Genomic DNA, 13,345 nt, shown 5'->3' with positions numbered 1-13,345 from the left:
ACAAAACCCCCATACTTCAATGTCATGCCGACGGCATGCATCTCAAGTATAGGGGAGAAAAGGCATCAAGCGTATAAGTGGTATAGTGTCCGCACTGAGTGGCTCAGTTGTCCACACTCGGTGGCTCAGAAGAATGCACAAGTGGCTCATTTTAAATGCAATAATCATCCGTCTTCAGGTGGGATAGTTGACGCTCTTTCTTGTCATCCTCGCTGGCGGAATCAGGACCAAGTCCGTAGGTGTACTGCTTCCCGATCGGCTGGTCAAATCGATAGATTTCATTGGACCGATACCATCTCATCCATGTGTGGATCTGGGACTCACTTTTGATTCCGTGTTTCTCCATGATTTCTCTATTCGTCAACTCACCGCTCAGTTTGTCTTTCACCACTGCCCATTTCACTTCACTTGAATATACGTTTTTGCCCACGCAAAAACACCTCCGATGCTAGCACTTTTTTAAAGTGTACCACTGCGAAGGTGTTTTTATATTGTCTCAAAAATTTAGGTTAGCCCAGACCTTATCTGAAAGATCCTCAAAGCTTTGTTAGTCCAGTTACAGGTTTCTCATGTGAAAAACAATCTGATGTCTACACTACTGAAATTTATTACGAAGAAATTCATAGTTCATATTTAATTCTTTCAAAAATTAAACGATGAAAAATATTAAATTTTTGATTTGAATAAATCAATGCTTTCTTATTTAAATAAAGTGTTTCATAAAAATTTCAAAGTAACGTTTATCGTTAGAGAATTTGATTCTTTCTTTTAAAATTTCTACTATATTTTCTCGCATATAAATATTCATGCTTATTTTCTCCAATAGCTTGTCTGAATAGGTTATTAACCAAGATGGAACGAACTCATCGTAATTAAAGTTCTCAGGATCAACTAGAAAATCATATTCTGACTCAAACCCAGTATATTCTTGCATTTTTGAACTTGAAATTTCACCAAGAAAATACCAAGCTCCGAATTGGATCACGTATTTATTAGGGGAATATATAACTCTTGGGTCAGATTTTTTTGATTTCTGATCCTTTAAGTAATTTAGGATATATTCTTGATGCTCTGATACGTTTTCTATGGCTCCTACTTCTACGGCAGTCATAAAGTCCTCAATAGTATCTATTTGCTTTATTTGCATGATGTAGGATTTAGCAGCGGCTGTTAAAATAGGATAAAGAGAAAACATAAAGTTCGTTTGTTTTTTCATGTCTCCCAAAATAGAAATCGCATAATTTGAGAGATGATCAGATACATACAAACTATCAAAATGAAGAAGCAAATTTACAAAGTTTTTTGAGCTGAAGCCGTTAGAAGATTCTTCTGAAAAATTAGTAGTTTCATATTTTTTAGCTTGTTTAATAAGAAAGCTTTCAATTAAAGCAATTCCTTCTTTAGAAAGTCCATTAGCTAATGTAAGTCTTTCAACCCATCGATAGCGTAGACCAATATCCAAGTCTCTTTCAGGAAAATAGAATAGTAGTGTATCTATGATTTTTAGCAAACCTATATCAGAAATTTTTACATACTTAGCTAGATAGAAAGCTATTTTTGCTTCTGGAATGAGTATGTCATAATATATTGTACGCATATTTTTTTCTGATATGCATTTTACTATTTCGTCAGCGATTCTTAATAAATAATCTTCGATTAATCCACAATCTTGTATGTTAATAGTTTCTAATCTGCAGGTTTTTTCAATGTGTTTCACATCCTTTAATTCGAAAGTTTTTGCTATATTAAGGAAATCGAAATAATCTAAATAAAATGATGAATTTTCTAATGCGGCTACCATGCCTAAATCATCTTTAGGTCTACTGTACTCAAATGCATATTTTTCAAATTGAATAATCAACGAATCACGCATGTAATTTTTAAATTCAGAAAATGAATAAACCCATAGATAATTATCATAGATAAAACGGAGGTTATCATTAAGACGAAGTTGGGTCTCCGTTTCACTAGTAAGGCCAAAAGAATAGGATCCGACACTAATGGAAGAGCGTATCTTTCTAGTTAAGTCAAACAGCTTAACTATATCTTTATATAAAAACTCATTGGTGCTGAGGAATTCTAATATTTTATATTTTTTTTGAAATTCATAAGGCATACTTCTGAACACCTCAGAAATATCAAAGTTTTTCATTTCTCGTTCTATACGTTTTATAAAATCCTCAGAAAATAGTCTTTGTCTTTTCCCGTAAGCCAAATACCCTTGAATACCTAACATTTGTCTATTTCTTTGAATTATTGATTGATATATCCAGAACCTATTCACTTGTGAGAGGTAGTGAATCCACCAATTTGATTCTTCGATTGATTGTAAAAGTAGTTTAGAATACAAGTTATAGGACTCTTCCCATAGTCCAATCGATGCCAAAATAAATCCTTTTTTATAATTATCTTCGAGATTATCGTTAGATATTTGATTCATCATCTCTTCTAATTTATTGGTATCCCAATGGTATGCTGGATTTTTGATGTCTAGTGGGTTTATATCGATTTTCGTTTCACTATCCATTCTATGATGAGTAACACCATTCTTTTCAAAAAAACTTAAAACTTCGCAAAATTTCAACTTTGTTTCTTCTGAAAGGTTTATTCCTTCATTTTTAATAGTTTCAAAGAAAATTTTCATATAATCTGAATTTCGGTTTTGAAAAGGGTAAACAGATCCATCTATAGAAAAATTATAATCTTTATCAAATACGTGATTTAAGTCATTTTTCCTTACTGCATTCAATTTAAAAAGAGGTTGAAGTTTCTTGTAAAGGTAATTAACGACGTCAGAGTCCTTAGTTAGCATGTTGTTATTACGTGACTCAATCAATAAATCCATGATTGCATTGTAACGACTCAGATACTCTGAATCATTAGTTTCCACTAATGTAGCTGCATCTAATATGCGCAGTCCTTTTTTTTCATAATAAATTGCGATGTTCTCCTCAATTGGAGAAGGCTCTGTTCTGATAAATAAAGGTTTATTATAACTTTCTTTTTGCAGAGTTTTTACCCAATTTAATAATGAGTTAATATTATAATCACCTAAACCATACCCAATAAAAACAATTGTGTGCGTGGCCATAATCGTTTTCATGAGGTTACTAATTAAGGGACGATTTTGTTCGAAATTAATATAATCACTTTCCTTTAAAACAATGTTCTCTCCTTTAAACCCTCTACTAAAGTCACCATGTACTTTTAATAAGTACTTTGGGGAACTAGCATTTGCTACATCTTCTTCGTGGCTAATTACGCTAAAATACTTACCCCGTTTCCAACATGCTTTTTCAATTAAATTATCATAATTAGTTGAGATAATATGGGCTGGATTCATAGCGAGTATCTTATCATGAATAGGATTGGTTTCCCTATCGACCAAAAAAATCTGCTTTAATATTTGATCATATGACTCATTTCCTTTTACATCATGAAAGATCTGAGGGATGCGCAAATAATCATCAGCTGAATATTTTTCTTCTTTTGCACTTCCGTAGAGTTCGTAATAATATTTATCAACCAACTCATTCCATTTAGGATATTCAGAAAGAGTAGAAACACCTGCACCTACAAAGAAGACTAATTTTCCATTTCTTGATGCGTCGGCTAATTCTTGTATATAATTGGATATTTTATTCATTACATCACCTCAAGAATTTAATTTTATTCATTTTAAAAGAAGATACTACGACCCTTGATTTCTAGTGTATCGTTTCTTTCCAACTACATGAATAGTTTAGTATATTGCTTTCAATATCGGCTTAAATTTAACATAGCAAAAACGATTATAAAGTTTGATATACTTAATAAGGATGATAGTTCTAAAGGGGATTAAAAGATGAGTTTACATGAGTTTACAAACACTATAGAATCTTTAAATAACGGTATTGATCACGTTGCTTTAAAACGCTTGATTTTGGAATTGGGTGATTTAGAAACTAAAATCGAAAAATTAAGTACTCAAGATTGTGTTAAATTAAACAATGTATTAAAAGGATTCTCGGACCTATATGACATCATGCATGTTAAATCGGAAATAGAACAGGGAATCACTATGCAAAAGCTTACAATGTTTGCTAAATGTGATTTCCTCTTAGAGAATTTTGATTCTAGCTCTCAACAATTTAGACCAGAATTTACTGAGTTGGAAATTGTGCACTGTGACTTTACTGGAGTAGGCTTTGAGTGGAATGGTCCTCATTATGCAATTGTATGGAAAGTCGATCCGAAATTTGATTCCGTAATGGTGATTCCTCTAACTAGTAAGAAAAGAAAGCATCTGCCCGGAGTATTTTCTGTTGGCCAAATTTCAGGTCTTCCAAAGGGAGATACAACCGTACTAGTATCAGATATGACAAGAGTTTCGAGAAAAAGACTTTCGAAAGTATTCTACAATCACCCTCTCAAAGGACAAATATCAGTCAGATTGCCAAAACCTTGGCTTGGTAGAATTCAAGAGGCTGTTGTGGTAATTTATTCAGGCGAAGAAACCTTAGAAGAATACATTATCAATCATTGTGAGGTAGCGATACCAAGAGACCTAAAATCGTTTAGAAACCTAAGATATAAACCAATTAAAGGTCGTTTCGATAAACAAACACTTAATTTAAATTATCGTCTATGGAACAATGATCAACAACAACAAATGGAATTGATAAATCCTAAATCACAAATTAATAAACGTATCAAAGCACAACTTATAAAAAACTTGTTTTCTGAAGATCAATCAGTCAAAGAAACAGCAACAGAAGAGCTTTCAAGATTATATGATTTTATTTTTAGGCTTTAGACTATTCAAATTTCCTTATATGCTTTATAATCAACTATATAAGGATATCCTCGTTAAGAGGCGCAAGTTTTAAACTTCATGAAATCCTCGTTAAGAGGCGCAAGAAAAAAGGGTGACATTTAAAAACTGTCTCCCTTTTTTATTTTACTTAATTACGATTTTTATGAATTTTTATTAAATCAACTCCCATAAGAGTTGATAGTCTACATTCTATAAATTATAGAAGAAAATGATAAATTTAAAATAAAAGGCAAAATCAAACTTTATTTTTTTAATAAATAACTTGTGATAATATAGGATTATCACAAGTTATTTATTTTAAATTTTTTTTTTGACTATAAATGTAGTACGTTTATTATCAATTAATTAATCCAATTACTTATTGTATTTAAGGCAAAATTACTTATGTATTACTTGTTTTTATCAGAATTTTTATAAAAACTCATTTTAAGTTTTAAAATATATAGTGAAAAGAGGGAGAAGCATGGAGCTTGAGAAAAAGCAGCAGGCATTCGAAGTAGCATTGCGAGAACTGACCGGGGCGAATCCAAAATTGGCTGAGGCGTTGAAGAAGAGCCATATCGACCTAAAAGCGTTGACTGACATTGAAGTCATCGAATTGTTCTGGGCGACGGAACTGTTCCCAATCTATACGGACAAGAGCCCGCACACGCGACGCGCATATAAATTGGACCTCGAGTTCATCCTTAATTTTGTGATGACGAAGACAGACGGATTAAAAGACCTGACCGTGCTCGACATCCATCACTACCTTTTCGAGGTGAACGAACAGTATGCCCCTCGCACGGCGCAGCGGAAAAACCATATGCTCAAACGTTTCCTGACCTACCTCCACGTCAACCAATATCATCTACATAATCTAGCCTTCCACGTGAAGAACCAGCAACGCCCTGAGTTGCTCCGACGTGAGGTCGACTTTGCCGAAATCGAGCGGATCGCCGAGTCGTTCCGCTATACCGTCAAACGGGCGCAAAAAAAGGAGCTCATGGAGCTCCGGAACGAGACAATCGGGTATTTGTTGTTGACGACGGGCATGCGGGCGGCAGAACTGCTATCAATCAAGTTCATCGACGTTAAGCGAAATCAGCAGACATCCTATGTTGAGGTGAAAGGGAAACGTGACAAGTGGCGTCGCATTCCGCTCACCGAAAAGGCGATTCACCTCGTGAACCGGCTGCAGACATTGATGATGATTGAGGAAGTCTCGTCCCCTTTCATCGCCTTTAGCACAAAAAAAGCCAACAAGGCCATCACATATGAAGCCCTGCGCCTGATGACTCACCAGGCGGTCGACCATGTGGCAAACGAAGAGAAAACCCCGCCCCACTGGTTCCGACGGGCTTACATCACAAAACTCCTGGCGAACGGAAGCTCGTTAATTGGGGTCATGCAGTTAGTTGGTCACGAATCAATCAACACGACGAATGAATACTTACAGTCTTTGAACCATCTCTCAAACCTTACGACCTATGACCTCCCCTTCAAGTAATAAAATACATGGCTACGGGAAAGAACTTTATTATTACAATTGATTGCATATTTAAATGCTCTATTAAATAATCAAAAGTTTTACTATGTATGATCATATAATTATAGTGCTACTACCTAAAATGAATTTCCTCGATTCCTCATATAATGATATCATCAGAAATAAATAGTTATAATAAAGGAGTAAATACATGCCTAAATTAGATAAAATATCAATAAAAGCGATTGGTGGAATCGATTTTTTAGAGATTAAATTTAATCCCGGTATTAATCTTATCTGTGGACCGAATGGAGTAGGGAAAACTACAATTTTAGAGTGTATAAGTCATTCTTTTACTGAGGCAACTTCAAATACAATAAAAAGGAATTCTAATTACGATTTCGGAGAATGGGAAACAACGGTAGTTCACGAAAATGATTTTCAAACTCATAATTTTACTACTAATTTCTTCCATCCTTCTGATGAACTTAAATGGAAGGGCCATAATTTCAATAATCACCTCAACAGTCTGTTCGTATTTAAGTCTAACCGTCAATTAGATTATATTGAAGTTGCGGCCATTTCTAAAGACCCAGTAAAAGCCGATTATGAACTTGGTACTGAAATAAATATGATTGGAACATCTCCTGCAAATATCAAAAGTTGGTTTTTAAGTCGCTATATGTGGTCAGCACATGAGGGATTATTAGATCGTCATCAAGACCAAAACCTTCAATTAGCCATAAAATGTTTCGGCATTATTGAGCCCAATGTTTCCTTTAAAAAAGTTATACCTGCTACACATGAAATTTTATTAAACGCCTTTGGGAAAGATATCTATTTTGAATATCTTTCGTCAGGATATAAATCAATACTAATTTTATTATTGGGATTAATAAAAGAAATAGAATTTAGAATTAAAAATCCAGGAATCAATGTAAATGATTTTGCTGGCATGATTCTTATTGATGAAGCGGACTTACACTTGCATCCACAGTGGCAAGCGAAATTAATTGAAGTTTTGAGAGAAATTGTGCCTCAAGCACAAATAATTTTAACCACTCATAGCCCCCACATGATTCAAGCTGCTGAGCCTCATGAAGTAATATCTTTAGGGATAAATGAAAAAAACGAAGTTTACTTAAGAGAACTTCCTAGTAATAAATACGGTTATAAGGGATGGACAGTTGAAGAAATTTTATCAGACGTTATGGGATTACATAAAACTCGTTCAAAGGAATATAGTGACACCATAAGAAATTTTGAATTAGCTTTAGAAACGGAAGATATAGTAAATGCTCAAAAATTATTTATTATATTGAGAGAAATGCTTCATCCAGAAAATCCTGTAATTAAAATTATCGAAATACAACTTGCTAGTATTGGTGGAAGTGTAAAATGATTAAACTTGAAAGAACTTCACCACCTGCTCAACTTACTGCCGAAGTAGTTCATAGCCTTACAGAAGAGTATAAGACGAACAAAACGCCTGTTTGGAACAAGAAATATATCAAAGCTGCCTTACTTAATCTATCAAATAATAAATGCTGTTATTGCGAATGCAATATTCAAGAAGAAAGCAAGTATATGGAGGTTGAGCATTTTTTTCCTAAGGAACCTTATGAAAACAAAGTTGTTGAATGGGAAAACTTATTGCCCTCTTGTAAACGTTGTAATGTAAGAAAAGGAATTCATGACCCTAATGATGAACCCATCATTAACCCTTTTACGATTAATCCTCAAGAACATTTAAAATTAAAAAATTACCGTTTAAGACCTAAAAGTCAAATAGGATATAATTCTATTCATATTCTTCAATTAAATGATATAGAGAGATTAGTTTTATCAAGATTTAATATAGGGAACGTAATTGAAGAATCTCTTGAATTGCTCCTTGATAAAATAAAAGAATATATCAGAAATGATGAAAAAAGATCGATTGAACGTACAAAAATAACTAACAGATTAAGTGCATTACTAGAACAGGGATTACCTCACAAAGATTACTCGGCAACGGTAGCGACTATAATTTTAAATGATGAAAATTATAAACAATGCAGAATCTTGTTGAATGACTTAATGCTATGGAACGAAGATTTGCAAACTCTTGAAAATTCTCTTATAACTATATGTTTAGATCACACTTAAATCATAATTAAAGTTTTTAAATTTGATTTTTTGCAATGTTATTTGTAAAACAGCCGCTTTTATAACACTTAAGACGTTTGAAAATTTCCTAAAATATAATTAAAAAGTCATCGCAATGAGACTCTAATGATTCTACAAGGATTATTTGTCGAAAATTGTTAAGAACACAAGGAAAAGGATTTTTTATGCCTGAAGATGCATTTAAAAATCAATAATTCATATTATAATAAAAAAAGCACTTCTGAACCGCCCCATAAAAGTTGGACATGAAAATCCAACTTTTATGGGGCGTTTTTATGACCAAATTTACAAAAGCGTTGAAAATACAGGTCGCCGAACGCTACTTGACTGGTAAAGATGGCTACAGAACGTTAGGAAACACGTTCGGGGTGAGTCGTCATAAAGTACGTGAATGGGTGCTTCTCTACGAGCGATGGGGCGAGACGATCTTCGATACATCCTATACACCCTACTCGCAGGCGTTTAAACTAAGGGTACTAAACGATATGGCGGACAACGGGCTGGCCTTGATGGACGCCGCCCTGAAGTACCGGCTCTCCTCTCTCGGGCTGATCTCCATCTGGCGATCGATATACGAACGGGAGGGATCAGTTCCCTCGTCCACGAGCACGAAGGACGTTGCGGCTATCGGCGCATCCACGCTTCCTAGAGCGCCAAGGTTTCAGGCACGACCCGAAAACCGTGTTGCGTCTCATGGACGAACTCGGTCTCAAGTGCCTCGTCCGCATGAAGAAATATCGGCCCTACAAGGGAGATGTCGGAACGGTTGCACCGAACCTCCTCGAACGGGATTTTAAGGCCGTAGACCTAAACCAGAAGTGGGTGACGTATGTCACCGAGTTCCATCTTTTCGGGGAGAAATTCTATCTCTCACCGATGATGGAACTGGCAAACCGGGAAATCAACGCCTATTCGATGTCAGACAGTCCTAGGTATCCGTTCGTCGGCGAGATGTTGGACAAAGCCATCGCAAGACTCGACGGCGATGGATGGCCAATCCTCCATTCTGATCAGGGCTGGCAATACCAGTTCCGAGCATTCACGGCGAAGCTGCACGAACACGGCATCACCCAGAGTATGTCCCGAAAGGGCAACTGTCTTGATAACGCGGCCATCGAGAGTTTCTTCGCCGTGCTCAAGTCCGAGCTCCTTTATCTCAGGAAGTTCGAGGATATGGCCCATTTCAAACAGGATCTCGAGCGCTACATCGAGTACTATAATCATCGTCGCATCAAGAAACGACTAAAAACCCTGAGCCCGGTGGAATACCGGACTCAGGTTCTACAGGTCGCCTAACGAAACTATTTAGTGTCTAACTTTTTTGGTTCAGTTCACTTCTTCATTTCCTCTTTATATATAAACTTTTATTCCCATAATGATTGCTTCTAGATCCATTTCTGATAACAAAGAAAGAAATTTCTTCCCAGTCTTTTTTATAAATCCTAAAATCTTTTTTAGAGTTACTTCATCTAAGAAGGGAAATTTTTTAGAAAAATGTAAATTATTGATATTAGAAAAAAACTGTTATAACTCAATCAAAAGAGCTAAACCGTTTGATAAAAAATTATATAGCTAAAAAAATTTTAAAATGCAGTTGGTAGGGTTTATATTCTTTGACTCTTTTCAGTAAACTTCCAATTTACTTAATACCAAACAATGTAACGAGAGAAATTCATTCATTTTTATTAAAACTCCATCTTCTAATATTCAAATAAACCATTGCGATTATTAAAAATCCCCAAACAAGCGAAGTGATTCTTAAAGGATGTAATGAAATGAAACTCCCGAAATAAGGTATATTTGACATAAAATCATAAACTATAACTTTAATCGCATTAAAACCTAGCAAGATAGTTAATATTGAACTAACTATTAGTATCAAAGTTTCATTATTTTTAATTCTTTTTTGTTGGATATTATTAACATCATTTTTTAAGTTCTCAATTAATCGTTCAATTTTATTCTCTAGTTTATTGGTTCCAGTTTTTTCTAAAATACTTTCATATAACTGTTTTGGACTTCCTTCGGTATAAAAAAGTACTTCTACATCAAAATTTAATTTGATGTAGTTAAGGCTCTTTATTACATAATTATAGTCCTTGACAGTATTGTATGTGTCTTCAGTCAAATCGTCTAATAAGGATTTTAGAAAATAGTTCTTTATAAATGTAAGCTCATAGAATCTAAAATAATTAATTAGAATTCTAGGGTGTTCTCTTTTTATGATTTGGAATAAACTTTCCATATACGAATTATTTTTCGTCAATTCAATTTCGTCTTCAGCTAAAGCTTCTATAATGTACGGATACAAAAATTTTCCACCTACAGAAACTAGTGATGAATTAGGGTTGGCCCAAAAACTCAAGTCTTTATTTTTATAAACTAACCATTCTTCCATGCTTTTTTCTATATTTCGGTTTAACATCCTCAATGTAACCTGTTTGTTTGAGTTCAACAAATGAGAAGCATATTGTTTTTTATTTCTATCTATAAATTTATCATGATCATCTTTCTTATTAGAAAAATTGTAATCCCCAAAACCCCAACTAACGGGTCTATATTTATAGTTTACATTGATGGGAGTGCCTGATATTTCAACTAAAAATTGCTCATAGTAAGCGGTGATATGGTCTAATATAATATTTTCTTGGATATCATATTCCCAAAAATCTTGCTTCTTAAATACATTATTAGTTTTGTAAAATTGAACTTTTTCCAACACAAAGTTTCTTGGGACATCTTCTCCTTGATTAGGAATCTGTTTGTAATCTAACGTGATCATTATTTGCAATGTGATGATTCCTACATCATAGATAGTTGCAATGATGATTGGTTCAATATAAGAATCTTGAAATTTAGCTACAAAAGGTAATAATATAAATCTTTGTTGTTGATGCTTTACAAATTTCTCATTTAAACAACTTATATTTAATCTTTCAAGTTCATCATTCATCATTTGTGAAATTCTAAATATCTCCAATTCTACTGGAGTGACGTGATGTAAAATTGATTTGATACCAGTCTTTGAATCTTCAAGTACTTCGTTTGTTAAAAAATAATCATCTCCGATTAAATACTTCTTGTTCATTTCTTCTAATCTATTTTGTTCAAAGCCTTCAGGCAAAGTAATCATATAAAAATTATTTTCTTTTGCCTTTAAATGAGGAGGATTAGAGGCATAAAATACTTGCTTCTCTGCTAAATAATCCTCATATATCTCGTTTACATATCCTGTATCATGTTTTATATCTATAAAACATGAGTACCCTTTAGACGTGATTATGTTTTTTATTATTTTATTGTATTCTTCTTTATCAAAATTCATTATAGAAGATAAATGAATAGTTTTTAAAAACATATTGGTTCCTCCATTCATTAGATTGGAATTCTAGAGTTAAATTTTCAAAAATATCATGCTGGATACCTTCTCGAACTTGATTTCGAGGCCATAGTTTTGAATCATAAGCGTAACCGACGTCATCAAGCTCTATCTTTTCTAAAATAAAATCTATCTTTAAATAATAGATGATAGACCTGGCGATTCGTGAAATCTTCGCCTATATGAGGTCAGATAGTCTTTTGTATCCGTTCGTCGGCAAGATGTTGAACTTGGCCATTTGCGACACTCAACAATGTTAGAACCTTTTTTCACTCCGACCAAGGCTAGCAATACCAATTCTAGCCGCTCACGCCGAAGCTGTGCGAGCATAAAATCATCCTAAGTACGTCTAGAAAACCAACTGTCCCTACACCACTGCCATCGAGAGCTTCTTCGCCGTGCTCAAATCCGTACCTCTCTACTCCATAAGTTCGAGGACATAGCTCTCTTCAAACGATATAGACGGGAACTCACACGTTTTCATCGATTACTACAACCGGTATCGTATCAAGAAACTAATAAAAAATCTGAGTCCAGTCATATACCGTACTCAGATTCTAAAAGTTGCCTAACCAAACTATTTAGTATTTTACTTTTTTGATTCAGTTTACCATCACGATTACTTAAAACAATCAAAATGTAGTACCGGGATTTTGCATTATATTTTTAGTTGATAAGACTATGACAATGATGTTTAAGCAATTACTCCTTGCAAGGATTGAACCAATTGATTTCCTAAACTAAACAGTGTTGTTCCTGCGCTAGCAAGTTCCCCAACGCTCTTAACTTTTTCAATTGCAGTCTTTACGATTATACCCTTTGGCTTTTCACTTTCTGATTCTTGTACTGCTGCTTCAAGGATTTCAATAGTTTCTTCTTTATCTTGATCTGAAATAGCAGTGTTCTTGTTGAGTTCTTCAACGAATTGCTCTGTTATATCCTTCAATTCAGCCACTTGAGTTTCATTGTAGTTTTGTTTTGCTACAACCCTACCTTGGCCTTCAGCATGGTTCAGTTGTCCTCTAAAATCACCAATATGGTATACCGTACTCGACCTCTTATAAAGTCCCATATCAATTTTCAATTCTCCTAAATAGTTTACAATGTGGTCAACGAGAGGTCTAACAACATGATTATTAAACTCGGAAACTTGAGCCTGAAATTTATTAGAACTACTGTATCCGAATGCAATACCAGTAATATCGAGATTATTATCTGAAATGTAATTCAGCATTTGATAAATAAAGGCGATTTCCTCGGATTCTTGAATTGGCAATTTGAATTTATCGTGAAAATCTCTTGCACTGATAACTTGCTGCATGTCAAATCTCTTCGTGTTATTATTCTGAATAAACTCGCTAATGATCAGTGAATTTTCAATGAAGATAAGGAATCTTTTTAAGGAATCTTCGTAGTCTCGAAAATCGGCAGTTAGAAACCTACTTGCTACTCTTCTGAAATTCAATGATAGTTTCTGAAACTCATTCTCTGTCAAAGTAACGTTTCCACTCAT

Annotated in this window: 9 protein-coding genes and 1 pseudogene; 6 read left to right on the top strand and 4 right to left on the bottom strand. The window is 34.2% G+C overall.

From position 1 onward, the window contains the following. Window positions 1–151: 151 nt before the first annotated feature. Complete coding sequence (locus ACZ2GZ_RS15570) at window positions 152–430, bottom strand: helix-turn-helix domain-containing protein (RefSeq protein ID WP_470295630.1); 279 nt, start codon at window positions 428–430, stop codon at window positions 152–154. A 273-nt stretch (window positions 431–703) separates the two neighbouring features. Then, window positions 704–3,646: an SIR2 family protein gene (locus ACZ2GZ_RS15565; RefSeq protein WP_470295629.1), complete on the bottom strand. Its 2,943-nt coding sequence runs from the start codon at window positions 3,644–3,646 to the stop codon at window positions 704–706. Window positions 3,647–3,844: 198 nt separating this feature from the next. Between ACZ2GZ_RS15565 and ACZ2GZ_RS15560 the strand changes: the two genes are divergently transcribed. From ACZ2GZ_RS15560 to ACZ2GZ_RS15540, 5 genes and pseudogenes are all read left to right on the top strand, one after another. Continuing rightward, entirely contained in the window at window positions 3,845–4,795 is a 951-nt protein-coding gene (locus ACZ2GZ_RS15560) for a type II toxin-antitoxin system PemK/MazF family toxin (protein WP_470295628.1), read from the top strand. Between the two features lie 484 nt (window positions 4,796–5,279). After that, complete coding sequence (locus ACZ2GZ_RS15555) at window positions 5,280–6,305, top strand: tyrosine-type recombinase/integrase (protein WP_470295627.1); 1,026 nt, start codon at window positions 5,280–5,282, stop codon at window positions 6,303–6,305. A gap of 190 nt (window positions 6,306–6,495) precedes the next feature. After that, complete coding sequence (locus tag ACZ2GZ_RS15550) at window positions 6,496–7,686, top strand: AAA family ATPase (RefSeq protein ID WP_470295626.1); 1,191 nt, start codon at window positions 6,496–6,498, stop codon at window positions 7,684–7,686. Continuing rightward, entirely contained in the window at window positions 7,683–8,432 is a 750-nt protein-coding gene (locus ACZ2GZ_RS15545) for an HNH endonuclease (protein ID WP_470295625.1), read from the top strand. The genes ACZ2GZ_RS15550 and ACZ2GZ_RS15545 overlap by 4 nt, the downstream gene beginning before the upstream one ends. A gap of 296 nt (window positions 8,433–8,728) precedes the next feature. Continuing rightward, window positions 8,729–9,749: pseudogene (locus ACZ2GZ_RS15540) on the top strand (IS3 family transposase). Window positions 9,750–10,125: 376 nt separating this feature from the next. Here ACZ2GZ_RS15540 and ACZ2GZ_RS15535 read toward each other — a convergent pair. Continuing rightward, entirely contained in the window at window positions 10,126–11,811 is a 1,686-nt protein-coding gene (locus ACZ2GZ_RS15535) for a hypothetical protein (protein ID WP_470295624.1), read from the bottom strand. Between the two features lie 479 nt (window positions 11,812–12,290). Between ACZ2GZ_RS15535 and ACZ2GZ_RS15530 the strand changes: the two genes are divergently transcribed. After that, window positions 12,291–12,404: an IS3 family transposase gene (locus ACZ2GZ_RS15530; RefSeq protein WP_470295646.1), complete on the top strand. Its 114-nt coding sequence runs from the start codon at window positions 12,291–12,293 to the stop codon at window positions 12,402–12,404. A 122-nt stretch (window positions 12,405–12,526) separates the two neighbouring features. On the opposite strand, the gene ACZ2GZ_RS15525 is transcribed toward ACZ2GZ_RS15530, so the two are convergent. Then, a complete protein-coding gene (locus ACZ2GZ_RS15525; RefSeq protein WP_470295623.1) occupies window positions 12,527–13,153 on the bottom strand; it encodes a hypothetical protein in 627 nt (208 codons plus the stop codon). Window positions 13,154–13,345: the final 192 nt, after the last annotated feature.

The organism is Exiguobacterium sp. KKT215, assembly GCF_055635335.1.
This window is presented reverse-complemented; position numbering and strand designations above follow the sequence as displayed.

Excerpts from the sequence above, each read along its gene's own strand:
- ACZ2GZ_RS15565 (WP_470295629.1), bottom strand. The coding sequence starts at position 3,646 with ATGAATAAAATATCCAATTATATACAAGAATTAGCCGACGCATCAAGA.
- ACZ2GZ_RS15550 (WP_470295626.1), top strand. The coding sequence starts at position 6,496 with ATGCCTAAATTAGATAAAATATCAATAAAAGCGATTGGTGGAATCGAT.
- ACZ2GZ_RS15560 (WP_470295628.1), top strand. The coding sequence starts at position 3,845 with ATGAGTTTACATGAGTTTACAAACACTATAGAATCTTTAAATAACGGT.
- ACZ2GZ_RS15555 (WP_470295627.1), top strand. The coding sequence starts at position 5,280 with ATGGAGCTTGAGAAAAAGCAGCAGGCATTCGAAGTAGCATTGCGAGAA.
- ACZ2GZ_RS15535 (WP_470295624.1), bottom strand. The coding sequence starts at position 11,811 with ATGTTTTTAAAAACTATTCATTTATCTTCTATAATGAATTTTGATAAA.
- ACZ2GZ_RS15545 (WP_470295625.1), top strand. The coding sequence starts at position 7,683 with ATGATTAAACTTGAAAGAACTTCACCACCTGCTCAACTTACTGCCGAA.
- ACZ2GZ_RS15525 (WP_470295623.1), bottom strand. The coding sequence starts at position 13,153 with ATGCAGCAAGTTATCAGTGCAAGAGATTTTCACGATAAATTCAAATTG.